This window comes from Micromonospora kangleipakensis, assembly GCF_004217615.1.
Lineage (GTDB): Bacteria > Actinomycetota > Actinomycetes > Mycobacteriales > Micromonosporaceae > Micromonospora > Micromonospora kangleipakensis.
The window spans coordinates 3,354,541-3,380,036 of the sequence record NZ_SHLD01000001.1; the positions used below are offsets into that span (position 1 = coordinate 3,354,541).

The following is a 25,496-nucleotide window of genomic DNA, read 5'->3' on the forward strand; positions in this document are numbered from 1 at the left end:
CCGGCCGGCCCCGTTCCACGGTGGAGATTGACGAACAGACCGATTGGGTACATCAAGCGCCGACCTACTGGGACCCCCCACCGGAGGAACGACATGCTCGCCATTCTCGCGGCCATCGTGTTCGGTTTCGCGCTGCTGCTCGACTTCCTGAACACGAACCTCGGCGCCCCCGACCTCTTCAACAACTGGACCCTGGCCCTGATCGGCTTCCTGCTGCTCTCGCTCTACCTGGCCGGGGTCGGCTCCGGTCCGCGCGGCGGTGGCGGCGGCCGCTGGTACCGGGGTCGCCGTCCGGGTCGTGGCTGACCGGAACGGATCACCGCTGGCCTGGTCCGCGGCGCGATTCCAGCGTCGCCGGCCGGGCCCGGTACTGTCTTCGTGATGGAGTCCGAAGCCCTCTTCACCCTCGGCGAACCCGCCGGAGCGCCCAGCGCCCCCGCGGGTTCCGGTGGCGTCGACGGGTTCACCGCCGTTGGCGAGGACTCGCCCCTGCCGGTGCGGATGCGGCCGGCCAGCATCGACGAGCTGGTCGGGCAGGACCACCTGCTCGCCCCGGGCGCGCCGCTGCGGCAGCTGGTCGGCGGCGCGGCGCCCATGTCGGTGATCCTCTGGGGCCCGCCGGGCAGCGGGAAGACCACCATCGCCCACCTCGTGGCCCGGGCCACCGACCGTCGCTTCGTCGCCATGTCGGCCCTCTCCGCCGGGGTGAAGGACGTCCGGGCGGTGATCGAGACCGCCCGCCGGCAGCGTCGTGCGGGCGGCCCGCAGACCGTGCTCTTCATCGACGAGGTGCACCGGTTCAGCAAGACCCAGCAGGACTCGCTGCTCGCCGCGGTGGAGGACCGGACGGTCACCCTGCTGGCCGCGACCACCGAGAACCCGTACTTCTCGGTCATCTCGCCGCTGTTGTCGCGGTGCGTGCTGCTCACCCTCCAGCCGCTGGACGACGACGCCGTCCGCGGCCTGCTGCGCCGCGCGGTCGCCGACGAGCGCGGCCTGCGCGGCGCGCTCACCCTGGAGACCGACGCCGAGGACCACCTCGTGCGCCTCGCCGGCGGGGACGTGCGCAAGGCGCTGACCGCCCTGGAGGCGGCGGCCGCCACCGCCACGGCGCTCGGCGCCGGTCGGATCGAGCTGGCCACCGCCGAGCAGGCGGTCGACGTCGCCGCCGTCCGCTACGACCGGGACGGCGACGCCCACTACGACGTGACCAGCGCGTTCATCAAGAGCATGCGCGGTTCGGACGTGGACGCGGCGCTGCACTGGCTGGCCCGGATGCTGGTCGCCGGTGAGGACGCCCGGTTCATCGCCCGCCGCCTGGTGATCTTCGCCAGCGAGGACGTCGGGATGGCCGACCCGACCGCGCTGAGCGTCGCCACCGCCGCCGCGCACGCCGTGGAGTACGTGGGCCTGCCCGAGGCGCAGCTCAACCTCGCCCAGGCGGTGATCCACCTGGCGACCGCCCCGAAGTCGAACTCGGCCACCACCGCCCTCGGCGCCGCCATCGCCGACGTGCGGGCCGGTCGCGGCGGCGCCGTGCCGCGCGCGCTGCGCGACTCGCACTACTCCGGCGCGCGGGGCCTCGGGCACGGCGCCGGCTACCGCTACCCGCACGACGACCACCGCGGTGTGGTCACCCAGCAGTACGCTCCGGACGACCTCGTCGGGACCGACTACTACCAGCCCAGCGGGCACGGCGCCGAGCGGTCGGTGGCCACCCGGCTGCCGCTGCTGCGCCGGATCGTCCGCGGGCTGGCCGCACCGGCGGCGCGGGCGGAGCAGCCCGCACCGGCCGCCGTGAACGGTCGCCACCCGGCGAGCCCGGAGCGGGCCAGCGCGGCGGATGAGGGCGGCAGCGACGCCGTCGGGGAGGGTCAGCAGTGATGGCGCGTGGTCCGGAGCGGCCGGAGGACGGCCCCGACGAGCGGCGGGACCCTCGTGCCAAGGGCCGCCGGTGGGGGCGCGGCAAGGCCGACGCCGAGCCGGACGGCGGGGTCGCCGGCGAGGAGTTCGGCTGGATCGACGACCTGCGTACGGCCAAGGAGCAGCGCACGGAGCTCGGCCCGGAAGGTGGCGGCCCGGGCCCGGCGTCGCCGCGCGGCCCGATGCCGCCCGCCGGCCCGCCGCCGCGCTCCGCGCCCCCCTCACCAGGGCCCGGCCGGGGCGCCCGGCCGGGAACCGTGCCCTCGCCCGGCGCGGGCCGCCCCGCTCCCGACGGGCCGCCCGTGCGGCGCAACCCGGCCGAGGCCGGGCCGGCGGCACCCCCGGTCCGTCCCGCCGGGCCCGATCCGGCCGCCGGCCGGTCGCGCCCGGCCGACGGGCCCTGGCCCGGGTCGCCCGAGCCGGCCGGGCCCGTCCGCCGCCCGGCCGAGCCGTCCCGCCCCCCGCGCCGCGGCGTGGCCGGGTCCACCGGCGCGCACGGCACGGTCCCGCCGACCGCCGGCGGCCCGCAGGCTCCGACCGGTCGGCCGCACCCTGGCCCGGCCGGCGGCGGACCCGCCCGGGGCGGGCAGCCGCCCGCGACCGGCTGGCCGGCGCCCGGGTCGGGCGTCCCCTCCGACGGCCCCCGCTCCGCGCCGCCCGGCACCGGCCGGCGCGGCCCCGAGGGCCCTGGCGCCCCGACGTCCGCCCCGCCCACCTCGAGGGCGGGCCGGCGGGCCGTGCCCGAAGACGCCGAACCGGGTGGCCGTCCGGTCTCGGGCGCGGGCCCGCGCCCGGTCCCCGGCGGCACCGATCCTGGACTTCGCCCCGTCTCGGGCGCCGGCCGGCGGGGGTTGCCCGACGGTGGCGATCCCGGTGTCCGCCCGGTCTCGGGCGCGGGCCGGCGGGGGATGCCCGACGGCGCCGATCCCGGTGTCCGCCCGGTCTCCGGCGCGGGTCGTCGCTCCGCTCCGGCGGGCGCCGAGCCCGGCCGTCGTGGCGCACCGGCCGGGGATCCGCCCCGGGGGGCGGCGACTCCGCCCGGCGCGCCCTACCCGACCGTCGACCCGGCCACCGGCGCGCCGCGCCCCGGCCCGGGTGGAGCCGAGGGGCGGCGCCGTCGCGCGCCGGCCCAGTCGGGCCCCGCGGACCGGGCCACGGCCGGTGTGCCGCCAGTGACCGACGGCCCGACCGGGCCCGGTGCACCGCGCGCGGGCGGTCGTCGCCGCGCCAGCGAGCCCGAGGAGCCGGTCCTGCCGAGGAGCGGCAACGCACCGTCGGTGCCGGGGGACGTCACGTCGCCCGGGACCGCCCGCTCCGCGCCCGGCACCGACCCCGGACGTGCGGCTGACCGTCGGCGTCCCCGACCGGAGCCGGCCGGCCCGGCCGCGCCCGGTCGTCGCGCCGCGCCCGACACCCCGTCGACCGGTGGCCGCCCGGCGGCGCCGGAGGTCACCGGGCCGCCGACCGGCCGTCGCGCGGCCGCCGGCGGTACCGAACTGCCGGCCGGCCGTCGGGCCGCCGGCGAGGACGGTGAGAGACTGTCGGGCCGTCGTGGCGGGGCCGACGCGTCCGCGCCGCCCAGCCCGCGCCGCGCCGGGCGGGACGGCGGCGACGGGCCGCGCGGCGACCGCCCCGAGCGGCCGGCCGACTGGCTGCGCCAGGCCGGCCGCGGACACCACAGCGACCCGGCCCTGCCGGTGGTCGACCCGACGGCGCCGGCCGGGCCTGCGGTCGAGGAGCCGCCCGCCGGACGACGGGGCAGCCCCGCCGGCCCCGGTCGGGCCGCGACCGGCCGGACCGGCGCCGCCGTGCCGCCGGGACCGGCTGCCGTACCCGATCAACCCGCCGGCGCCCGCGGGGCGGCGCGCCCCGGTCCCGCCCCGGCCGGCCCGCCGGGAGCGCCAACCCTCGGCGGCCCCGGTCCGGCCCCCGCCGGTCGTTCCGCTCCGCCCTCGGCCGCCGGCGACGGCCGGCCGGCCGGGCCGGCACGCGGCGCGGCCCGGCCGGGCGTCGCGCCCGACGGTTCCGTCCCACCCCGGTCGCCCGGGGCCGACCGGGTCGGCCCCCAGCCCGGCGACGTCGGCGCCCGCACCACGGGCGGGCAGCCCGCGGTGGCCCGCGCGGCCGCCCCCGTGTCCCGGCCCGCCGGACCCGACGAGCCACCGGTCGGCCGGTCGGCCCCGCCGCAGCGGGAGCCGGGCCGCCCGGAAGCGCGCGGCGCGGCGGCCGTACCGCCGCCCGGGCGTCCCGGCGACGTTCCCGCGGTGGCGCGCGCCGCCGCGGTCGTACCGCAGCCGGAGCCGATCGGTCCGCGGCCGCAACCGGCGGACCATTCCGGACCGGCGCTGCGGCGGGCCGGGTCGGAGTCGGCGGACGACGACCGGACGCCGGCCGCTGGCCTGCGTGGCGCCAGGTCCGAGCTGCGCCGGCAGATGCGCGAGCGGCGCCGCCTGCGGATGGGCGTCCTCGCGCTGGTCAGCCTGCTGCTGCTCGGCGCGGTGCCGCTCTACTTCGGCCTCCGGACGCTCAGCCGGGACCCGGTCTTCGACTCCCTCGACGCGCTCGACGTGCCGAGCTGGGCGACGGTGAAGACCGTCGACAACGTCAGCGGCAGCCGCTGGTGCCTGCAGGACTGTCGGCTGCGGGAGCGGACCGTGGAGTCCCAGCAGGCGTGGAAGGAAACCGCCCAGGTGTACGAGCAGGCGCTGACCCGGGACGGCTGGCGGCAGTGGAAGGTGACCCGCTGCCCGGAGCAGCCGGTCAAGGGCAGCTACACCTGCTGGCGCCGGGACGAACTCACCCTCGACCTGTGGGTACGCGAGCCCACCTGCGCCCTGCCGCCGGTCAACGGGCAACCGGCGCCGTCTCCGGCGCCCTCGCCCGCAGCGGGGGAGTGCGCCGGCTCGTTGGTGTCGGTGAAGGTGCGCAACGCGATCGACGACGAGCGGACCGGACCACAACCGAGCACTGACCCGTCACTCACCGGTGAGGATCCGTTCCCCACCCTCACCGACGATCCACTGGGCGAACAGACACGCTCACCGTCCTGAGCCGGTTTCCATCACGGACGGTAGGGTCTGGGGCTGGCGGGCCCGCGTGCGCCCGTCGACCGCGGTGGTGGGTCGGCGCGGGGCGAGTGGGCAGGACGGTCGCGCGTTCCGGGACGTCGGATCCCGGAACGCCTGCTTGAGGAGGACATGCGCGTGGATGGTGGACAGATCGCTGCGCTGATCGCGGCCGGCGCGTTCCTGATGCTGGTGCTCGTGCTGGCGGTGCCGATCCTGCGGCTGCGGCACACCGTGGACGCGACGACCCGCATGATCAACGACCTGAATGAGCGCACCACGCCGCTGCTCGGCGACGTCAACGCCACCGTGAAGAACGTCAACGTCGCCCTGGAGCAGGTGCAGACCTCTCTCGACGGGGTCAACCTCCAGCTCGCCAAGGTGGACACCATGACCACTCACGCGCAGAACGTCACCGCCAACGTGGCGAACCTGGCCACCGTGGTCTCCGCCGCCGCGGCGAACCCCCTGGTGAAGGTGGCCGCGTTCGGCTATGGCGTGCGCCGGGCCGCCTCGGCCCGCCGGCACGCGGAGACCGAGCGCGAGGTGCGCGACACCATCAAGCAGCAGCGTCGGGCCGCCAAGCGCGGCAACCGCTGACCGGCCGGCGCTGACCAGGAGGATGAGAACATGAGGCGGTTGTTCTGGCTGGGCATCGGGCTGGCAGTGGGCGTGCTGGTGGTGCGCAAGGCGACCAAAACGGCGCAGGCGTACACGCCAGCCGGCATCGCCAGCGGCCTGTCGGAATCCGCTGGCGGCCTGGTCGAGTCGCTGCGTAGCTTCGTGGAGGACGTCCGGGTCGGGATGGCCGAGCGCGAGCAGGAGATCCACGAGGCGTTCGCCCGCGGCGAGACGTTCGACGACCAGTTCGCCGAGCTGCGCGAGGACCCGCGCATCGGCGACCGAGAGATTTTCCCGGAGGAGCACCAGCGATGAAGACGGCGGAGATCAAGCGGCGGTACCTCGCGCACTTCGAGGCGAACGGCCATGCCGTGGTGCCGTCCGCTCCGCTGCCCGCCATCAGCGACCCGAACCTGCTGTTCGTCAACGCCGGCATGGTGCAGTTCGTCCCCTACTTCCTGGGCCAGCAGACCCCGCCGTACTCCCGCGCGGTCAGCGTCCAGAAGTGCATCCGGACGCCGGACATCGACGAGGTCGGCAAGACCAGCCGGCACGGCACGTTCTTCCAGATGAACGGCAACTTCTCCTTCGGCGACTACTTCAAGGACGGGGCCATCCCGCTCGCCTGGGACCTGGTCACCAAGCCGCTGGACCAGGGCGGTTTCGGGCTGGACCCGGAGCGGATCTGGCCGACGGTCTACCTGGACGACGACGAGGCGTACCAGATCTGGCGCTCCGTCGGGGTGCCCGCCGAGCGGATCGTCCGCCGGGGCAAGGCGGACAACTTCTGGTCGATGGGCATCCCCGGCCCCTGCGGCCCGTGCTCCGAGCTGTTCTACGACCGTGGCCCGGAGTACGGCCGCGAGGGCGGCCCGGCGGTCGACGAGGACCGCTACATGGAGTTCTGGAACCTCGTCTTCATGCAGTTCGAGCGGGGTCCGGGCACCAGCAAGGAGGACTACCCGATCCTCGGCGAGCTGCCGGCGAAGAACATCGACACCGGCATGGGCCTGGAGCGGATGGCCTCCATCCTCCAAGGCGTCGACAACCTCTACGAGATCGACGAGGTCCGGCCGATCCTCGACCGGGCCGCCGAGCTGACCGGCAAGCGGTACGGCGCGCGCTCCGGCCACGTGGCCAGCCAGTCGCACCCGGACGACGTCCGGCTGCGGGTGATCGCCGACCACGTGCGCACCGCGCTGATGCTGATCGGCGACGGCGTCACCCCGTCGAACGAGGGCCGTGGCTACGTGCTGCGCCGGATCATGCGCCGGGCGATCCGCGCGGTCCGGCTGCTCGGCTATCAGGACCGGGCGCTGCCCGAGCTGCTGCCGGTGGCCCGGGACTGCATGTCGCCGTCGTACCCGGAGCTGTCCGCCGAGTTCGGCCGGATCTCCCAGTACGCGTACGCCGAGGAGGACGCGTTCCTCGCCACGCTGCGGTCGGGTACCACCATCCTGGACACCGCGATCGCGGAGACCAAGTCGGCCGGCAAGGCGGCGATCTCCGGCGACAAGGCGTTCCAGCTCCACGACACGTACGGCTTCCCGATCGACCTGACCCTGGAGATCGCGGCCGAGCAGGGGCTCCAGGTCGACGCGGAGGGCTTCCGCCGGCTGATGGCCGACCAGCGGAGCCGGGCGAAGGCGGACGCGCAGGCGCGCAAGACCGGGCACACCGACGTGTCGGCGTACCGGTCGGTGCTCGACGGCGGTGGTCCGGTGGAGTTCACCGGCTACACCGAGCTGAACCGGGAGTCGCGGGTGCGGGCGCTGCTCGCCGGCGGCGCCGAGGTCGGCGCGGCGGTCGAGGGCGACACGATCGAGCTGGTGCTCGACACCACCCCGTTCTATGCCGAGGGCGGCGGCCAGCAGCCGGACCAGGGTCTGATCACGGTCGGCGGCGGCCAGCTCGAGGTCTTCGACGTGCAGCAGCCGGTGCCGGGCCTGATCGTGCACCGGGCGCGGGTGGTCCGGGGCGAGGTGCGCGCCGGGGAGACCGGGTACGCCGAGATCGACGTGTCCCGGCGGCGGGCGATCTCCCGCTCGCACACCGCGACCCACCTGGTGCACCAGACCATGCGCAACTTCCTCGGCGAGTCGGCCACCCAGGCGGGTTCGCTGAACGCGCCGGGCCGGCTGCGGTTCGACTTCAACACCCCGACCGGGGTGGCGCCGAGCGTGCTGCACGACGTGGAGCAGCAGGTCAACGAGGTGCTCCTGGCCGACATGGAGGTGCACGCCTTCATCACCACCCAGGAGGAGGCCCGCCGGATCGGCGCGATGGCGCTCTTCGGCGAGAAGTACGGCGAGCGGGTCCGGGTCGTCGAGGTCGGCGACTACGCCCGGGAGCTGTGCGGTGGCACGCACGTGGCCCGGTCGGCGCAGCTCGGCCTGGTGAAGATCCTCTCCGAGGCCTCGGTCGGCTCGGGCGTGCGCCGGATCGAGGCCCTCGTCGGCATGGACGCCTTCGGTTTCCTGGCCCGCGAGCACCTGCTGGTCTCCCGGCTGGCCGAGCTGTTCCGGGTCCCCGGCGACCAGGTCGCCGACCGGGTGGAGCAGACCGTCACCCAGCTGCGCGACGCGGAGAAGGAGCTCGAGAAGCTCCGCGCCCAGCTGGTCCTCGGCGGCGCGGCGGCGCTCGCCGGGCAGGCGAAGGACGTGCGCGGGGTGGCGTACGTCGGCACCGAGGCGCCCGAGGGGGCGGCCGGCAACGACGTGCGGACCCTGGCCCAGGAGATCCGGGGTCGGATCGACCCGGCCCGGCCGGCGGTGGTCGCCGTGGCGGCCCGGGCAGGAGGCAAGGCGTCCCTGGTGGTGGCGGTCAACCAGGCCGCGCGCGGTCGCGGCCTGACCGCCAAGGAGCTGGTCAAGACGGCCTTCTCCGGCCGCGGTGGCGGCAGCGACGACCTCGCCCAGGGTGGTGGCCTGCCGGCGGCCGAGGCGCCGAACCTGCTGGCCACCGTGGAGAAGGCGATCGCCGACGCGTGATGGCGCACCGACTGCGGCCAGGGCGGACCACACCGGTCCGCCCTGGCCTGTCACAGGGCGGTGTCCGATAATGGCTGAGCTGTCCCGTGGGGTCCGGTTGGGGGTGGACGTCGGGCAGGTCCGGGTCGGCGTCTCCCGCTCCGACCCGCACGGCATCCTGGCCACCCCGCTGGTCACCCTCGCCCGGGACCTGACCGCCGCGGCCGACGCGGTGCCCGCCGACATGGCGGCGCTGGTCGACCTCATCGCGGAGCACGAGGCCGTCGAGGTCGTGGTGGGCCTTCCGGTCAATCTTGCCGGCAAACACGGCCCGGCGGCGACGAACGTCTCGGCGTACGCTGCCCGTCTGGCCGATGTAATAGCGCCGGTTCCGGTGGCGCTGACGGACGAGAGGATGTCGACCGTCGTGGCTAGTCGTAGGCTGGCCGAACGTGGCGTCCGGGGAAAGCGCCAACGGGCGGTGGTCGACCAGGCCGCCGCGGTGGAGATTCTGCAGAGCTGGCTGGACGCGCAGCGGAGGCGGACGCAATGATCGACGATCTGGATCTGGTTCTCGACGAGTCGGAGAGGGGGGAGAAGGGCCGGCACCGGCGCGGCGCCGTGGCCAAGCGCAACGGCAAGTCGGGCGGCCGGGGCAAGACGATCTTCGCCCTGCTGATGGCCCTCGTGCTGCTGGGCGGCATCGGCGGGGGCGCGTACGTCGGCTTCGACCGGATCCGCAACCACTTCGTCACCCCGGACTACGACGGCCCCGGCTCGGGCGAGGCGCTGGTCGAGGTGAAGGCCGGCGACACCCTCACCGACATCGGGGACTCCCTCTACGACGCCGGGGTGGTGAAGAGCACCAAGGCGTTCATCGAGGCCGCGGAGGCCAACTCCCGCAGCAAGAACATCCAGGTCGGCCGGTACAAGGTCCGGAAGCAGATGAAGGCCGCCGACGCGGTGACCCTGCTGCTCGACCCGAAGAGCCGGGTGGTGAACGGGGTGACCATCCCCGAGGGCACCATCAGCCTGGCGATCTACGACATTCTCTCCAAGCAGACCAAGATCCCGGTCGCCGACTTCAAGGCTGCCGCGAAGGATCCGGTCAAGCTGGGCGTGCCGGCCTACTGGTTCACGCGTGGCGACGGCAAGAAGGGCCCGAAGAGCATCGAGGGCTTCCTCTTCCCGGCGACCTACGAGATCCCGCCGAAGGCGACCGCCGAGCAGATCCTGTCGATGATGGTGGACCAGTTCCTCACCGTCACCAAGGAGTTGAACTTCGTCGAGAAGGCGCAGCAGGAGCGGAAGATCTCCCCGTACGAGGCGCTGATCACCGCGTCCATCGCGCAGGCCGAGTCGGTCAACCACGTGGACCTGCCGAAGGTCTCCCGGGTGATCTACAACCGGGTCTACGCCGGCAAGATCGGCTGTAACTGCCTGGGGATCGACAGCGGCATCAACTACTGGCTGCGGTTGCAGGGCAAGGAGCCGAAGGACTCCGACGACCTGCTGCAGAGCGAGATCCACAACCTGAAGAACCCGTACAACACGCACGACGTGGCGGGGTTGCCCATTACGCCGATCAGCAACCCCGGCGAGGACGCGCTCAAGGGGGCGCTGACCCCGCCGACCGGGGACTGGATCTTCTTCATGACCATCGACCAGAAGGGCACGATGGGGTACGGCTCCAACGACGCGGACTACCGCAAGCTGATCCGGACGATGTGCGACAACAAGGTGCTGACCGGATCGAACTGCACGTCGTGAGGGCCGCTGTCGTCGGCAAGCCGATCGCCCACTCGCTCTCCCCGGTGATCCACGAGGCGGGGTACGCGGCGGCCGGGTTGACCGGGTGGTCGTACACCCGGTTGGAGTGCGGGGCCGAGGAACTGCCCGACCTGGTCGCCGGGCTCGGCCCGGAGTGGGCCGGGCTGTCGGTGACCATGCCGGGCAAGGAGGCGGCGCTCGCGCTGGCCGACCAGGTCTCGCCGGTCGCCGCCGCCGTCGGCGCCGCCAACACGCTGGTACGCCGACCCGACGGCTCCTGGTACGCCGACAACACTGACGTGACCGGAATGGTCGAGGTGCTCGCGGCCGCCGGGTGCGCGTCGGGCGTCGTCGTAACCGTGCTCGGCGCGGGCGGCACCGCCCGGGCCGCCCTCGCCGCGGCAGCCCGGCTCGGCGCGGCCGAGGTGACCGTGGTGGCCCGGCGCCCGGAGGCCGTCCACGAACTGCGCCCGGTGGCCGGCGCGGTGGGCGTGCCGCTGACCGGCGCGGCCTGGGACGGGGCGCCGAGCCACGCCCGGGCCGACGTGGTGATCTCCACCGTGCCGAAGGGCGTGGCCGACCCCCTCGCCGAGAACTTCGACTGGCGGCCGGGGACGGTCTTCTTCGACGCTCTCTACGATCCCTGGCCCACCCCGCTCGCCGCCGCCGCGCTCGCCGCCGGCTGCCGGGTGGTCTCCGGGCTGGACCTGCTGCTGGCCCAGGCGGTCGGCCAGTTCGAGCAGTTCACCGGCGTCCCCGCGCCCCGCGAGGCGATGGCCGCCGCTCTGGCCGCCGCTCGCGCCGGCTGAGCCGGCCCGGCCGTGCCGGGCGCCGAATCACCCGCGCCGGGCGCCAATGCGACTGCGGCGGGTGCCGACCCGACCGCCAGCCGACCCGGCCATGCCCGCCGCCTGGGCGCGGCCAGGGCGGGACGCCACGTCCGCAGGGCGGGACGCGGTGGGCACGGCGTCGTGGCGGCCACCGGGCGTGACAGACTGACCGCTGTGTTGCGCTGGCTGACTGCAGGTGAATCGCACGGACCCGCCCTCGTCGCGATGCTGGAGGGGGTGCCCGCCGGGATCGAGGTGACCACCGGGGAGATCGCCGGTGAGCTGGCCCGGCGCCGGCTCGGCTACGGCCGGGGCGCCCGGATGTCGTTCGAGCAGGACGAGATCGAGATCATCGGTGGGTTCCGGCACGGGGTCACCATCGGCAGCCCGGTGGCGATTCGGGTGGGCAACTCGGAGTGGCCCAAGTGGCGCGCCGTGATGGCGGCCGACCCGGTCGACCCGGAGGAGCTGGCCGGGCAGGCCCGCAACGCGCCGCTCACCCGCCCCCGGCCGGGCCACGCCGACCTGGCCGGCATGCAGAAGTACGGCCACACCGACGCCCGGCCGATCCTTGAGCGGGCCAGCGCCCGCGAGACCGCCGCCCGGGTCGCCGTGGGCACCGTCGCCAAGGCCCTCGTCAAGCAGGCGCTCGGCGTCGAGATCGTCTCCCACGTGGTGGAGCTGGGCCCGGTCGCCGCCAAGCCCGGGCTGCGCCCCACCCCCTCCGACGCGGAGCGGATCGACGCGGACCCGCTGCGCTGCCTCGACCCGGAGGCGAGCGCCCGGATGGTCGCCGAGGTCGACGCCGCGAAGAAGGCCGCCGACACGCTCGGCGGCGTGGTCGAGGTGCTCGCGTACGGGGTCCCGCCGGGCCTGGGCAGCCACGTGCAGTGGGACCGCAAGCTCGACGCCCGGCTGGCCACCGCGCTGATGTCCATTCAGGCGATCAAGGGCGTGGAGATCGGCGACGGCTGGCAGCAGGCCCGCTCCCGCGGTTCCGAGGCGCACGACGAGATCCTGCCGACCGCCACCGGGGTGCGCCGGATCACCGACCGGGCCGGCGGCCTGGAGGGTGGCATCACCACCGGCGAGCCGCTGCGGGTGAAGGCGGCGATGAAGCCGATCTCCTCGCTGAACCGGGCCCTGGCCACCGTCGACGTCACCACCGGTGAGCCGGCCACCGCGATCAACCAGCGCTCGGACGTCTGCGCGGTGCCCGCCGCGGCGGTGGTCGCCGAGGCGATGGTCGCCCTGGTGCTCGCCGAGGCGGCGGTGGAGAAGTTCGGCGGCGACTCGATCGCCGAGATGCGCCGCAACCTCGCCGGCTACCTCGACGCCCTGGTGATCCGGTGAGCGCGAGGAGTGCAGCGGAGCGGAGCCCCGCAGTCGCGAACGAAAGACGGACCCGGTGACGGCGGGGAGCGTGGCCCGGTGAACCGGCCGGTCTGCGTGCTGGTCGGGGCGCCCGGCTCCGGCAAGACCACCGTCGGCCAGGCGCTCGCCGCCGAGTTGGGCGTCGAGTTCCGGGACACCGACCTCGACATCGAGCAGCTCGCCGGCAAGCCGATCCCGGAGATCTTCGTCGACGAGGGGGAGGACCACTTCCGTACCCTCGAACGGGCGGCGGTGGCGGCGGCGCTGGCCTCGCACGGCGGGGTGCTCGCCCTCGGCGGCGGCGCGATCCTCGCCGAGGAGAACCGCGCGGCGCTGATCGGGCACACCGTGGTGCACCTCTCGGTGGAGCTGCCCGACGCGGTGAAGCGGATCGGTCTCGGCGCCGGGCGACCGCTGCTGGCGATCAATCCGCGGGCCACCCTCAAGCACCTGATGGAGCAGCGCCGTCCGCTCTACGCCGAGGTGGCCACCGCGACCGTGCTGACCGACGGGCGCACCCCGGAGGAGATCGCGGCGGAGGTTGCCGCCCTGCTCAAGCCCTGACCGGCGTCGGCGCGGGGCGACGCTCGGGACGCCAGGTGACCAGGAGTGCCAGGGCGAGCAGGATCTCGGCGAGGTCGCCGCCGTAGTACATGACGGTGGCGGCGGCCCGTAGCTCGTCCCCGGTGGCGGGGACGTCGACGAGGACGCCGGCGTAGAGGAGCTGGGCCATTGTGGCGTGCGCGGCCACGGCGACGCCGAGCACGAGCAGGCGGACCGGGACGCGGGGGCGGTGCGGACCGGGATCGGGGCCGGCGACGGACCAGGCGAAGAGGTAGCCGGCGAGCACCAGGTGCAGGCGCACCAGGCCGTGCAGGGCGGGGCTCGTCAGCGTGGCCCGGTAGAGCGGCGTCAGGTACAGCAGGTACAGGCCGCCGGTGGTGAGCAGCAGGCCGGTGACCGGGTGGGCGAGCGCCCGGGCCACCGGGTGACGCAGCAGTCGTACCGCCGCCCGGCCGGTGCGCTGGTCCACCGTGCGCAGCGCGAGGGTGCCGGGCGCGCCGAGCACCAGGGCCAGCGGCGCCAGCATGCCGAGCAGCAGATGCTGCCACATGTGCCCGGGTAGGCCGCCCGCGGGCCAGGCCAGCCCGGCGGCGAGCAGCGCCGTGCCGAGACCGAAGCTCGCCGTCCGCCGGTGGCTCCACCCGGGCCGGCCGGGGTCGCGCTGTCGCAGCGCGGCGGCCAGGTAGACCCAGAACATCCCCAGCGGTACGAGAGCGACGGGCGGGACGCCCCCGGCGGGGTGCCCGGCGTGGGCGAGGATCACCGCCGGTCCGGCGCGCAGACGTCGACCGTGCCGGCGCTCCGCTGGATCAGCCAGCCGACCGCGACGAGGGCCGCCCCGAGGGCGAGGAAGCCGAGGTCCCAGGCGGTCTGGTGCGGTCCGCCGCGGACGTGGTGGATGCCGAGCAGCTGGTGGTCGACGATCCCCTCGACCAGGTTGAACAGTCCCCAGCCCACCAGCGCCCAGCCCCAGAGCACGGGGGAGCGCCAGAGCCGGCCCCGGGACCGGGTCACCCGGGAATAGAGCAGCGCCAACCCGGCCAGCACCGCGACCCAGGTCACCACGTGGAACAGTCCGTCCCACAGGGTGTTCATCCGCAGCCCCGGCACGGTGTCCACCGGGTACGCCCGGATCCCGACGTGGTCGGTGTCGGTGCTGCTCAGCATGTGGTGCCACTGGAGGACCTGGTGCAGCAGGATGCCGTCGACGAAGCCACCGAGCCCGACTCCGAGGATCGTCGCGGGGACCAGGATGTCCGCTCCGTCGAGGGTGTGTCGGGTCATCGCCAGCTCCTCCGGCGGTCGGTGGTCGGTCCGTGGCTCCGTGCCCGGGCCGTACCGGTCAAACGTCGCGGACGCCGCCCGGGTCACGGAGTGGACACTCGCCGCCCGGGGACCGCCGGCTCGGCTAGGCTGCCGGCGATGGACGAGGTGACCCGGATCCCGGTCGGCGGCGAGCGGCCGTACGACGTGCTGGTGGGGCGCGACCTGCTCGACCCGCCGCCCCGGCTGCTGCCCGGCGCGAACCGGGTGGCGGTGCTGCACGCGCCCCCGCTCAAGGAGTTGGCGGAGACGTTCGGTGAGCGGGTCCGCGCGGTCGGGGTCGAACCGCTGCTGATCGAGGTGCCCGACGCCGAGGCGGGCAAGCAGATCGACGTCGCCGCCGACTGCTGGGACCGGCTCGGCGAGGCCGGGTTCACCCGTACCGACGCCGTGGTGGGGATCGGCGGCGGCGCGGTAACCGACCTGGCCGGCTTCGTGGCGGCCTGTTGGCTGCGTGGGGTGCGCTGGGTGCCGATCGCGACCTCGCTGCTCGGCATGGTCGACGCGGCGGTGGGCGGCAAGACCGGGGTCAACACCGCCGCCGGCAAGAACCTGGTCGGCGCCTTCCACCCGCCGGCCGGGGTGATCTGCGACCTCGCCACGCTGGACAGCCTGCCGCCGGCCGACCTGGCCGCCGGGATGGCCGAGGTGGTCAAGTGCGGCTTCATCGCCGACCCGGTGATCCTCGACCTGGTCGAGCGGGATCCCGCTGCCGCGCTCGACCCGACCGGGCCGGTGACCCGGGAGTTGATCGAGCGGGCGATCCGGGTGAAGGCCGACGTGGTCTCCGGCGACCTGCGCGAGTCCGGGGTGCGGGAGGTGTTGAACTACGGGCACACCCTGGCCCACGCGATCGAGAAGGTGGAGGGCTACCGGTGGCGGCACGGGCACGCGGTCTCCGTGGGCCTCGTCTACGCCGCCGCGCTGGCCCGGCTCGCCGGTCGACTGGACGCGGCGACCGCCGAGCGGCACCGGGCCGTGGTGGCCGCGCTCGACCTGCCGACCAGCTACCCCGCCGACGCGTGGCCGCGACTGCTCGCCGCGATGCGGGTCGACAAGAAGGCCCGGGGCAGCACGCTGCGTTTCGTCGTGCTCGACGGCCTGGCCCGGCCGGCGATCCTGGAGGGCCCCGACGACGACCTGCTGCACGCCGCCTACCGGGAGATCTCCTCGTGAGGGTGTACGTGCTCAACGGCCCCAACCTGGGCCGGCTCGGCACCCGGCAGGTCGACGTCTACGGGGTGACCAGCTACGCCGACCTGGTCACCAGGTGCGTGGACGTCGGCCGGGAGCTGGGGCTGGACGTGGTGGTCCGGCAGACCGACGCCGAGCAGGAGCTGCTCGGCTGGCTGCACGCGGCGGCCGACGAGGGCGCCCCGGTGGTGCTCAATCCCGCCGCCTGGTCGCACTACTCGATCGCGGTGCGGGACGCCTGCGCGATGCTGCGGGGGCCGCTGGTGGAGGTGCACATCTCCAACATCCACGCCCGGGAGGAGTTCCGGCACCACTCGGTGGTCTCCGCGGTGGCCACCGGGGTGATCTGCGGGCTGGGCGTGGACGGCTACCGCCTCGCCCTGCAGCACATCGCCACCCGGCTGGCCGCGACCGACTGAGCCGGTCGCCCGGGGCCGCAGGGCCGATACCCGGTGTGACTGTTGCCGCCACTGCAGCAGAGCAGAGGGGGCGCGGTGGGACCGGTGGGCGGTCGGCGCCGGCACCCGGGATGACCCTCGGGCTCGGCGGGACAGCGGCGGCCCTGTCGGTTCGACACAGCTAGTAGACTTTGCAGGTCTGTCCGCCAATTGATGATCAAGGCAGGAAATGGCCACCACCAACGAGCTCAAAAACGGCCTCGTACTCAACCTCGACGGGGAGCTCTGGGCCGTCGTCGAGTTCCAGCACGTCAAGCCCGGTAAGGGTGGCGCCTTCGTGCGCACCACGCTGAAGAACGTGCTGTCCGGCAAGGTCGTTGACAAGACCTTCAACGCGGGCACCAAGGTCGAGACCGCGACCGTCGACAAGCGCACCATGCAGTACCTGTACGCCGACGGCGAGGACTACGTCTTCATGGATCTGGAGACGTTCGACCAGATCACCGTCCCCGGCGGCACCGTCGGCGAGGCCGCCAACTACCTCCTGCCGGAGGCGGAGGCGACCGTCGCCACGCACGAGGGTGTCCCGCTCTACATCGAGCTGCCGACCTCCGTCGTGCTGGAGGTCACCTACACCGAGCCGGGTCTGCAGGGCGACCGGTCGACCGGCGGCAACAAGCCGGCCACCGTCGAGACCGGCGCGACCGTGCAGGTGCCGCTCTTCATCACCACCGGCGAGAAGATCAAGGTCGACACCCGCGACGGCCGTTACCTCGGCCGCGCCTGATGGCTGAGGGTCCCAAGCAGCAGATGCCGGCGCGCCGCAAGGCGCGCAAGCGGGCGCTGGACGTGCTCTTCGAGGCGGATCTGCGCGACCGGCCCCCGGTCGAGGTGCTCGCCGGCTACATCGAGCGGATCGAGAAGCCCCGCCCGGAGCACCTGGGCTACGCGGTCAGCCTGGTCGAGGGCGTCGCCGCGCACCTCGACCGGATCGACGAGCTGATCGCCAGCTACGCCGAGGGCTGGACGCTCGAGCGGATGCCGGTGGTCGACCGTAACCTCGCCCGGATCGCCGTCTACGAGCTGCTGTACGTCGACGACATCGACGACGCGGTGGCGATCAGCGAGGCCGTGGAGCTGGCCCGGCAGATGTCGACCGACGACTCGCCGCGCTTCCTCAACGGGGTGCTCGGCCGGATCGCCGAGTACGCCACCCGCTGAGTCGCGGCCGACGCGCCGCGGCGACCGCACCCGTACGACGAAAGGGCCCGTGCCGGACGGCACGGGCCCTTTCGGTTGCTGCTACGGGTCAGGACGCGAAGAACGCCCGGGGGTCGGCGACCAGCACACCGTGCTCGGTGAGCCGCTCGATCAGGCCCGACGGCGAGGCGTCGTAGACGATCGCCAGCGCGCGCAGGTCGTCGGCGCGGATGGAGAGCACCCGGCCGTTGTAGTCACCGCGCTGCTGCTGGATGGCACGGGCGTACCGGGCGACGTAGGCGAGGTCCTCGGAGGCCTCGTCGTAGAGCCGCTCCAGGTCGAGGACGATCTTGCTGGTCGGCTCGTGGCGCACCCCGCTGCCGTCGGGCAGCAGCTCCGAGACGGGAACGCGGTAGAAGTCGGCCAGCTCCGCCAGGCGGGACACGGTGACGGCCCGGTCGCCGCGCTCGTACGAGCCGACCACCACGGCCTTCCACCGCCCGTTCGACTTCTCCTCCACACCCTGCAGGGACAGGCCCTGCTGCTGGCGGATGGAGCGCAGGCGGGCGCCCAGCGACTTGGCGTATTCAGAGGGCATTCGGACACTCCCAGTGCTGCTCGGGGTTCTCCCAGCTATCGCTACGGAGCGTGACGGTACGGGGATTGCGACACCTGGTCAAGTGGTCGTGACAACACCGTTGGGGGGCACGGGGGGAGTTATCCCCATTTCGCCACCCTGATCCTGGGGTCAGTACCGGCGGCGGTCGGCCCGGTGACCGCTGGTAACGTGGCGTGAAGCCCCGGTCCGGGCCGTTCGCGGCCGGACCGGCAACCCAGACGTCCTTTAACGACCCGTCCCGTGAGGCGGGGAAGGAGGTCCGCCGTGGCCTACCCACCGGCTGCCCAGTCGTCGCCGCCGCGACAACCCTCGGTGAAGGTGATCCTCGCCGCCGCCGACGTGTCGCGCGTGGTCGACCGCATCGCCCACCAGATCCTCGAGAAGACCCAGGGCGCCGCCGACACCGTGCTGCTCGGCATCCCCACCCGGGGCGTACCGCTCGCCCGCCGGCTCGCCGCGCGGATCAGCACCTTCGAGGACGTGGCCGTCCCGGTCGGCGTGCTCGACATCACCCTCTACCGCGACGACCTGCGCCGGCACGCCACCCGCGCGGTCGGCCCGACCGAGCTGCCGCCCGGCGGGATCGACGGCAAGCGGGTCATCCTCGTCGACGACGTGCTCTTCTCCGGCCGCACCGTGCGGGCCGCCCTGGACGCGCTCAGCGACGTCGGCCGCCCCGCCTCCGTGCAGCTCGCCGTCCTGGTCGACCGCGGCCACCGCGAGCTGCCGATCCGCGCCGACTACGTCGGCAAGAACATCCCGACCGCGCTCGCCGAGAGCGTGAAGGTCACCCTCGGCGAGACGGACGGCGCCGACGAGGTCAAGCTGTACGGGGGGAATCCCGCATGATCCGGCATCTGCTCTCCGGCGGCGACCTCGACGCGGCCACCGCCACCCTGATCCTGGACACCGCCGCCGAGATGGCCACCGTCGCCGGCCGCGAGGTCAAGAAGCTCCCCGCGCTGCGCGGCCGGACCGTGGTGAACCTCTTCTACGAGGACTCCACCCGCACCCGGATCTCGTTCGAGGCGGCCGCCAAGCGGCTCAGCGCCGACGTGATCAACTTTTCCGCCAAGGGCTCCAGCGTGACCAAGGGCGAGAGCCTGAAGGACACCGCGCTCACCCTCCAGGCGATGGGCGCCGACGCGGTGGTCGTCCGGCATCCCGCCTCCGGGGCCCCGCACCGGCTGGCCAACTGGGTGGAGGGGTCGGTGGTCAACGCCGGCGACGGCACCCACGAGCACCCCACCCAGGCGCTGCTCGACGCATACACGATGCGCTCCCGGCTGGGTCGGCTCGCCGGCCTGCACGTCGCGATCGTCGGCGACGTGCTGCACTCCCGGGTGGCCCGCTCGAACGTGCTGCTGCTCTCCACCCTCGGCGCCAAGGTCACCCTGGTCGGCCCGCCCACGCTGATCCCCGTCGACATCTCCGGGGCGCTCGCGCCGGGCACCGACGTCTCCTACGACCTCGACGCTGTGCTGCCCGGCGCGGACGTGGTGATGATGCTGCGGGTGCAGCGGGAGCGGATGAACGACTCCTACTTCCCCTCCGCCCGCGAGTACGCCCGCCGCTACGGCCTGGACGGCCCGCGGATGCGCCGGCTGCCCGAGCACGCGATCGTCATGCACCCCGGCCCGATGAACCGGGGCATGGAGATCACGCCCGAGGTCGCCGACTCGCCCCGCTCCACCATCGTCGAACAGGTCGCCAACGGGGTCTCCGTGCGGATGGCCGTCCTCTACCTGCTGCTCGGAGGGAACAACCGGTGACCGCGTACCTGATCAAGAGCGTGAGCGTCGTCGGCGCCGCGCCGACCGACCTGCTGATCCGCGACGGCGTCGTGGCGGAGGTCGGCGCGGGGCTGACCGCGCCGGACGCCACGGTGATCGACGGCGCCGGCCTGGTCGCCCTGCCCGGCCTGGTCGACCTGCACACCCACCTGCGCGAGCCCGGCCGGGAGGACGCCGAGACCGTCGAATCGGGCTCCCGGGCGGCGGCGCTGGGCGGCTACACCGCGGTCTGCGCGATGGCCAACACCTCCCCGGTCGCCGACACCGCCGGCGTGGTCGAGCAGGTCTGGCGGCTCGGCCGGGAGGCCGGGCTGGTCGACGTGCAGCCCATCGGCGCGGTCACCGTCGGGCTGGCCGGCGGGCAGCTCGCCGAGCTGGGCGCGATGGCCGACTCGGCGGCCCGGGTGCGGATCTTCTCCGACGACGGGCACTGCGTCGCCGACCCGAAGCTGATGCGCCGGGCGTTGGAGTACGTCAAGGCGTTCGACGGGGTGATCGCGCAGCACGCCGAGGAGCCGCGGCTCACCGAGGGCGCGCAGATGCACGAGGGCGAGGTCTCCACCCGGCTCGGGCTGACCGGCTGGCCGGCGGTCGCCGAGGAGGCGATCATCGCCCGGGACGTGCTGCTGGCCGAGCACGTCGGCAGCCGGCTGCACATCTGCCACGTCTCCACCGCCGGCAGCGTCGAGGTGCTGCGGCACGCGAAGGCGCGCGGCGTGAAGGTCACCGCCGAGGTGACCCCGCACCACCTGCTGCTCACCGACTCCAAGGCCGAGACGTACGACCCGGTCTACAAGGTGAACCCGCCGCTACGGACCGGCACCGACGTCGCCGCGCTCCGCGCCGCGCTGGCCGAGGGCGTGATCGACATCATCGCCACCGACCACGCCCCGCACGCCGTGGAGGACAAGGAGTGCGAGTGGGCGTACGCCCGGCCGGGCATGCTCGGCCTGGAGACGGCGCTCTCCATCGCGCTCGACGTGCTCGGCCCGCAGTGGGACCTGATCGCCGAGCGGATGTCCCGCGCCCCGGCCCGGATCGCCGGCCTGGAGGGGCACGGCGTCGACCCGGCCCCCGGCGTGCCGGCCAACCTGACCCTGGTCGACCCGGCCGCCCGCCGCACCATCGAGCCGGCGGAGCTGGCCAGTCGCAGTCGCAACACCCCGTACGCCCGCATGACGCTGCCGGGTCGCATCGTGGCGACCTTCCTGCGCGGCGAGCCGACGGTCCTGGACGGAAAGGCAGTCAAGTGACCCGCAGACGTTCCGCGATCCTCGTTCTCGAGGACGGGCGCACGTTCCACGGCGAGGCGTACGGCAGCGTCGGGGAGACCTTCGGCGAGGCGGTCTTCAACACCGGCATGACCGGCTACCAGGAGACCCTGACCGACCCGTCCTACCACCGCCAGGTGGTGGTGCAGACCGCCCCGCACATCGGCAACACCGGCGTGAACGACGAGGACGACGAGTCCGGCCGGATCTGGGTCGCCGGGTACGTGGTCCGCGACCCGGCCCGGATCGGCTCCAACTGGCGGGCCACCGGCGGGCTGGAGGACCGGCTCGCCGCCGAGGGCGTGGTCGGCATCAGCGGCGTCGACACCCGGGCGCTGACCCGGCACCTGCGCGAGCGGGGCGCCATGCGGGTCGGCATCTCCAGCATCGACGACGACCCGCGCGCCCTGCTGGCCCGGGTCCGCCAGTCGCCGCAGATGGTCGGCGCGGACCTCTCCGCCGAGGTGACCACAGAGAAGCCGTACGTGGTCGAGGCGCAGGGCGAGCACCGGTTCACGGTCGCCGCGCTGGACCTGGGCATCAAGCGCAACGTGCCGCGCCGGCTCGCCGCCCGGGGGGTCACCACCCACGTGCTGCCCGCCGGTTCGAGCATCGAGGACCTGCTCGCCACCGGCGCGGACGCGGTCTTCTTCTCGCCCGGCCCGGGCGACCCGGCCACCGCCCACGGCCCGGTCACGCTCGCCCAGGAGGTGCTGCGCCGGCGGGTCCCGCTGTTCGGCATCTGCTTCGGCAGCCAGATCCTCGGCCGGGCGCTCGGCTTCGGCACCTACAAGCTCGGCTACGGCCACCGCGGCATCAACCAGCCGGTGCTCGACCGGGCCACCGGCAAGGTCGAGGTGACCAGCCACAACCACGGCTTCGCCGTCCAGGTCCCGGGCGCTGGGGCGGGGGCGGTGGTCCCCGACCAGGTGATCGAGACCGAGTTCGGCGGCGTTCAGGTGTCGCACGTCTGCCTCAATGACAACGTGGTCGAGGGGCTGCGGGCGAAGGACGTGCCCGCCTTCACCGTCCAGTACCACCCCGAGGCGGCGGCCGGCCCGCACGACGCGGACTACCTCTTCGACCGTTTCGCCGAACTGATCGAGGGCCGCGGCCTCGACCGGATGCGCAGCGAGGGCCGCGGCCTCGACCGACAGCAGAGTGAAGGCGGCAAGAATGCCTAAGCGGACCGATCTCAAGCACATCCTGGTGATCGGCTCCGGGCCGATCGTGATCGGGCAGGCCTGCGAGTTCGACTACTCCGGCACCCAGGCCTGCCGGGTGCTGCGCAGCGAGGGGATCCGGGTCAGCCTGGTCAACTCCAACCCGGCGACGATCATGACCGACCCGGAGTTCGCCGACGCCACGTACGTCGAGCCGATCACTCCGGAGTTCGTCGAGCTGGTCATCGCCAAGGAGCGCCCTGACGCCCTGCTGCCCACCCTGGGCGGGCAGACCGCGCTGAACACCGCGGTCGCCCTGCACGAGGCGGGCGTGCTGGAGAAGTACGGCGTGGAGCTGATCGGCGCCAACATCGAGGCGATCAACCGCGGCGAGGACCGGCAGCTGTTCAAGGACATCGTCGCCAAGGCCGGCGTACGCCTCGGTCTGGACGACCCGACCGGCCTGGTGCCCCGGTCGCGGGTCTGCCACTCGATGGCCGAGGTCGAGGCGACCGTCACCGAGCTGGGCCTGCCGGTGGTGATCCGGCCGTCGTTCACCATGGGCGGCCTGGGCTCCGGCATGGCGCACACGCCCGAGGACCTGGCCCGGATCGCCGGCGCCGGCCTGGCCGCCAGCCCGGTGCACGAGGTGCTCATCGAGGAGAGCGTGCTCGGCTGGAAGGAGTACGAGCTCGAGCTGATGCGCGACCGCCACGACAACGTGGTCGTCGTCTGCTCGATCGAGAACGTCGACCCGATGGGCGTGCACACCGGCGACAGCGTCACCGTGGCCCCGGCCATGACGCTGACCGACCGGGAGTACCAGCGCCTGCGCGACCTCGGCATCGCGGTGCTGCGCGAGGTCGGGGTGGACACCGGCGGCTGCAACATCCAGTTCGCGGTCAACCCGGCCGACGGCCGGATCGTCGTGATCGAGATGAACCCCCGGGTGTCCCGCTCCTCGGCGCTGGCCTCGAAGGCCACCGGCTTCCCGATCGCCAAGATCGCCGCGAAGCTGGCCATCGGCTACACCCTCGACGAGATCCCCAACGACATCACCCTGAAGACCCCGGCGGCCTTCGAGCCGACCCTGGACTACGTGGTGGTGAAGATCCCCCGGTTCGCGTTCGAGAAGTTCCCCGGCGCGGACCCGGAGCTGACCACCACGATGAAGTCGGTCGGCGAGGCGATGAGCCTGGGCCGCAACTTCACCGAGGCGCTGAACAAGGCGATGCGCTCGATGGAGACGAAAGCAGGCGGATTCTGGACCGTGCCGGATCCGGTCGTCGCTGCCGCGACGGGCGCCGACCCGGCCGGCGCGACGAAGGAGAACACCCTCGCCGCGCTGAAGATGCCGCACGACGGCCGGCTCTACACCGTCGAGCGGGCGCTGCGGCTCGGCGCCTCCATCGCCGAGGTCGCCGCCGCCTCCGGCGGGATCGACCCGTGGTTCCTGGACCAGATTGCCGCGCTGGTCGAGCTGCGCGCGGAGATCGTGGACGCCCCGGTGCTCGACGCGGACCTGCTGCGCCGGGCCAAGCGGGCCGGGCTCTCCGACCGGCAGCTCGCCGCGCTCCGCCCGGAGCTGGCCGCCGAGGACGGCGTCCGCACCCTGCGGCACCGGCTCGACGTCCGCCCGGTCTACAAGACGGTGGACACCTGCGCCGCCGAGTTCGAGGCGACCACGCCGTACCACTACTCCACCTACGACCAGGAGACCGAGGTCGCGCCCTCGGACCGGCCCAAGGTGCTCATCCTGGGCTCCGGGCCGAACCGGATCGGCCAGGGCATCGAGTTCGACTACTCCTGCGTGCACGCCGTGATGGCGCTGCGGGAGGTCGGCTACGAGACCGTGATGGTCAACTGCAACCCGGAGACGGTCTCCACCGACTACGACACCGCCGACCGGCTCTACTTCGAGCCGCTGACCTTCGAGGACGTCCTGGAGGTCTGGCACGCCGAGGACTCCTCCGGCCGGGCGGCCGGCGGGCCGGGCGTGGTCGGGGTGATCGTGCAGCTCGGCGGGCAGACCCCGCTGGGCCTGGCGCAGCGGCTCAAGGACGCCGGGGTGCCGGTGGTCGGCACCTCCCCGGAGTCGATCCATCTGGCCGAGGAGCGGGGCGCGTTCGGCTCGGTACTCGCCCGGGCCGGGCTGCGCGCCCCCGCGCACGGCATGGCCACCTCGTACGACGAGGCGAAGGCGATCGCCGACGAGATCGGGTACCCGGTGCTGGTCCGCCCGTCGTACGTGCTCGGCGGGCGGGGCATGGAGATCGTCTACGACGACGCCACGCTGCGCGACTACATCGGCCGGGCCACCGACATCTCCCCGGACCACCCGGTCCTGGTCGACCGCTTCCTCGACGACGCCATCGAGATCGACGTGGACGCGCTCTGCGACGCCGACGGCGAGGTCTACCTCGGCGGGGTGATGGAGCACATCGAGGAGGCCGGCATCCACTCCGGCGACTCGTCCTGCGCGCTTCCGCCGATCACCCTGGCCGGCTCGCACCTGGTCCAGGTGCGCCGCTACACCGAGGCGATCGCCAAGGGCGTGGGCGTGCGCGGCCTGCTCAACGTGCAGTACGCCCTCAAGGACGACATGCTCTACGTGCTGGAGGCGAACCCGCGGGCGTCCCGGACGGTCCCCTTCGTCTCCAAGGCGACCGCCGTGCCGCTGGCGAAGGCGGCGGCCCGGATCGCGCTCGGCGCCACCATCGCCGAGCTGCGCGCCGAGGGCCTGCTCCCGCCGAGCGGGGACGGCGGCACGATGCCGGCCGACGCCCCGATCGCGGTGAAGGAGGCGGTGCTGCCGTTCAAGAGGTTCCGCACCCCGGCCGGCAAGGGGATCGACTCCCTGCTGGGCCCGGAGATGAAGTCCACCGGCGAGGTGATGGGCATCGACACCAACTTCGGGCACGCCTTCGCCAAGTCGCAGTCCGCCGCGTACGGCTCGCTGCCGACCGCCGGGAAGATCTTCGTCTCGGTGGCCAACCGGGACAAGCGCGGCATGATCTTCCCGATCAAGCGCCTGGCGGACCTGGGCTTCGAGATCGTCGCCACCACCGGCACCGCCGAGGTGCTGCGCCGGCACGGCATCGCCTGCGAGCAGATCCGCAAGCACTATGAGGCCGGTGAGGGCGAGGACGCGGTCTCGATGATCCTCGGCGGCGACGTGGCCCTGGTGGTCAACACGCCGCAGGGCTCCGGCGCCAGCGCCCGCTCCGACGGCTACGAGATCCGCAGCGCCGCGGTGACGGCGGACATCCCCTGCATCACCACCGTCCCCGGTGCCGCCGCCGCGGTCATGGGCATCGAGGCGAGGATCCGCGGCGACATGCGCGTCCGCCCCCTCCAGGAGCTCCACGCCGCCCTGCGGGCCGCCCAGTGACCCCCCGGATCGCAGCGTCGATCATGAA

23 protein-coding genes are annotated in these 25,496 nt (G+C 73.8%); 20 read left to right on the plus strand and 3 right to left on the minus strand.

Translation table 11 applies throughout. From position 1 onward, the window contains the following. Positions 1-93: 93 nt before the first annotated feature. From EV384_RS16070 to EV384_RS16120, 11 genes are all read left to right on the plus strand, one after another. Entirely contained in the window at positions 94-306 is a 213-nt protein-coding gene (locus EV384_RS16070) for a hypothetical protein (protein ID WP_130334282.1), read from the plus strand. 75 nt (positions 307-381) lie between these two features. After that, on the plus strand, positions 382-1,884 hold the full coding sequence (locus EV384_RS16075) for a replication-associated recombination protein A (RefSeq protein WP_130334284.1): 1,503 nt from the start codon (positions 382-384) through the stop codon (positions 1,882-1,884). Between the two features lie 2,471 nt (positions 1,885-4,355). After that, entirely contained in the window at positions 4,356-4,973 is a 618-nt protein-coding gene (locus EV384_RS37065) for a hypothetical protein (RefSeq protein WP_130340613.1), read from the plus strand. A 153-nt stretch (positions 4,974-5,126) separates the two neighbouring features. Beyond that, complete coding sequence (locus tag EV384_RS16085) at positions 5,127-5,588, plus strand: DUF948 domain-containing protein (protein WP_130334286.1); 462 nt, start codon at positions 5,127-5,129, stop codon at positions 5,586-5,588. A 30-nt stretch (positions 5,589-5,618) separates the two neighbouring features. Further along, positions 5,619-5,924, plus strand: a complete 306-nt coding sequence (locus tag EV384_RS16090) for a hypothetical protein (RefSeq protein ID WP_130334288.1) — start codon at positions 5,619-5,621, stop codon at positions 5,922-5,924. Beyond that, positions 5,921-8,599, plus strand: coding sequence for an alanine--tRNA ligase (alaS, locus tag EV384_RS16095; protein ID WP_130334290.1), 2,679 nt, complete (start codon positions 5,921-5,923; stop codon positions 8,597-8,599). The genes EV384_RS16090 and alaS overlap by 4 nt, the downstream gene beginning before the upstream one ends. A gap of 70 nt (positions 8,600-8,669) precedes the next feature. Then, a complete protein-coding gene (gene ruvX, locus EV384_RS16100) occupies positions 8,670-9,131 on the plus strand; it encodes a Holliday junction resolvase RuvX (protein WP_130334292.1) in 462 nt (153 codons plus the stop codon). After that, positions 9,128-10,348 (plus strand): endolytic transglycosylase MltG, encoded by a 1,221-nt coding sequence (gene mltG, locus EV384_RS16105; protein ID WP_130334294.1) that lies wholly within the window; start codon positions 9,128-9,130, stop codon positions 10,346-10,348. The genes ruvX and mltG overlap by 4 nt, the downstream gene beginning before the upstream one ends. Continuing rightward, positions 10,345-11,157, plus strand: a complete 813-nt coding sequence (locus EV384_RS16110) for a shikimate dehydrogenase (protein ID WP_130334296.1) — start codon at positions 10,345-10,347, stop codon at positions 11,155-11,157. Before mltG ends, EV384_RS16110 begins: the two co-directional genes overlap by 4 nt. A gap of 195 nt (positions 11,158-11,352) precedes the next feature. Next, positions 11,353-12,531: a chorismate synthase gene (gene aroC, locus EV384_RS16115; RefSeq protein ID WP_130334298.1), complete on the plus strand. Its 1,179-nt coding sequence runs from the start codon at positions 11,353-11,355 to the stop codon at positions 12,529-12,531. A gap of 78 nt (positions 12,532-12,609) precedes the next feature. Further along, positions 12,610-13,116, plus strand: coding sequence for a shikimate kinase (locus EV384_RS16120; protein WP_130334300.1), 507 nt, complete (start codon positions 12,610-12,612; stop codon positions 13,114-13,116). Here the strand turns inward: EV384_RS16120 and EV384_RS16125 are convergent. Continuing rightward, the gene (locus EV384_RS16125) at positions 13,106-13,879 is read right to left on the minus strand and encodes a cytochrome c oxidase assembly protein (RefSeq protein WP_130334302.1); all 774 of its coding nucleotides are present in this window, start codon (positions 13,877-13,879) and stop codon (positions 13,106-13,108) included. The two genes, EV384_RS16120 and EV384_RS16125, sit on opposite strands and share 11 nt — an antisense overlap. Further along, positions 13,876-14,400: a DUF2243 domain-containing protein gene (locus EV384_RS16130; RefSeq protein WP_130334304.1), complete on the minus strand. Its 525-nt coding sequence runs from the start codon at positions 14,398-14,400 to the stop codon at positions 13,876-13,878. The genes EV384_RS16125 and EV384_RS16130 overlap by 4 nt, the downstream gene beginning before the upstream one ends. Before the next feature lie 138 nt (positions 14,401-14,538). Here EV384_RS16130 and aroB point away from each other — a divergent pair, with 138 nt between their 5' ends. The 4 genes from aroB to nusB all read left to right on the plus strand — a co-directional run bounded on the left by aroB (position 14,539) and on the right by nusB (position 17,252). After that, positions 14,539-15,615: a 3-dehydroquinate synthase gene (aroB, locus tag EV384_RS16135; protein WP_130334306.1), complete on the plus strand. Its 1,077-nt coding sequence runs from the start codon at positions 14,539-14,541 to the stop codon at positions 15,613-15,615. Next, the gene (gene aroQ, locus EV384_RS16140) at positions 15,612-16,052 is read left to right on the plus strand and encodes a type II 3-dehydroquinate dehydratase (protein WP_130334308.1); all 441 of its coding nucleotides are present in this window, start codon (positions 15,612-15,614) and stop codon (positions 16,050-16,052) included. The genes aroB and aroQ overlap by 4 nt, the downstream gene beginning before the upstream one ends. A 208-nt stretch (positions 16,053-16,260) precedes the next feature. Next, positions 16,261-16,818, plus strand: a complete 558-nt coding sequence (gene efp, locus EV384_RS16145) for an elongation factor P (protein WP_130334310.1) — start codon at positions 16,261-16,263, stop codon at positions 16,816-16,818. A gap of 23 nt (positions 16,819-16,841) precedes the next feature. Next, a complete protein-coding gene (gene nusB / locus EV384_RS16150) occupies positions 16,842-17,252 on the plus strand; it encodes a transcription antitermination factor NusB (protein ID WP_207232603.1) in 411 nt (136 codons plus the stop codon). Positions 17,253-17,340: 88 nt separating this feature from the next. Here the strand turns inward: nusB and bldD are convergent, their stop codons facing one another. Then, entirely contained in the window at positions 17,341-17,829 is a 489-nt protein-coding gene (gene bldD, locus EV384_RS16155) for a transcriptional regulator BldD (protein WP_013285505.1), read from the minus strand. A gap of 285 nt (positions 17,830-18,114) precedes the next feature. Here bldD and pyrR point away from each other — a divergent pair, with 285 nt between their 5' ends. The 5 genes from pyrR to carB are packed head-to-tail and all read left to right on the plus strand — an operon-like array spanning position 18,115 to position 25,468. Further along, a complete protein-coding gene (pyrR, locus tag EV384_RS16160) occupies positions 18,115-18,699 on the plus strand; it encodes a bifunctional pyr operon transcriptional regulator/uracil phosphoribosyltransferase PyrR (RefSeq protein ID WP_130334314.1) in 585 nt (194 codons plus the stop codon). Next, positions 18,696-19,622: an aspartate carbamoyltransferase catalytic subunit gene (locus EV384_RS16165; protein ID WP_130334316.1), complete on the plus strand. Its 927-nt coding sequence runs from the start codon at positions 18,696-18,698 to the stop codon at positions 19,620-19,622. The genes pyrR and EV384_RS16165 overlap by 4 nt, the downstream gene beginning before the upstream one ends. Beyond that, a complete protein-coding gene (locus tag EV384_RS16170) occupies positions 19,619-20,896 on the plus strand; it encodes a dihydroorotase (protein ID WP_130334318.1) in 1,278 nt (425 codons plus the stop codon). Before EV384_RS16165 ends, EV384_RS16170 begins: the two co-directional genes overlap by 4 nt. Beyond that, complete coding sequence (gene carA / locus EV384_RS16175) at positions 20,893-22,098, plus strand: glutamine-hydrolyzing carbamoyl-phosphate synthase small subunit (RefSeq protein WP_130334320.1); 1,206 nt, start codon at positions 20,893-20,895, stop codon at positions 22,096-22,098. The genes EV384_RS16170 and carA overlap by 4 nt, the downstream gene beginning before the upstream one ends. Beyond that, positions 22,091-25,468 carry a carbamoyl-phosphate synthase large subunit gene (gene carB / locus EV384_RS16180; RefSeq protein WP_130334322.1) on the plus strand — a complete coding sequence of 1,126 codons (3,378 nt, stop codon included), beginning with the start codon at positions 22,091-22,093 and terminating at the stop codon, positions 25,466-25,468. Before carA ends, carB begins: the two co-directional genes overlap by 8 nt. Positions 25,469-25,496 lie beyond the last annotated feature (28 nt).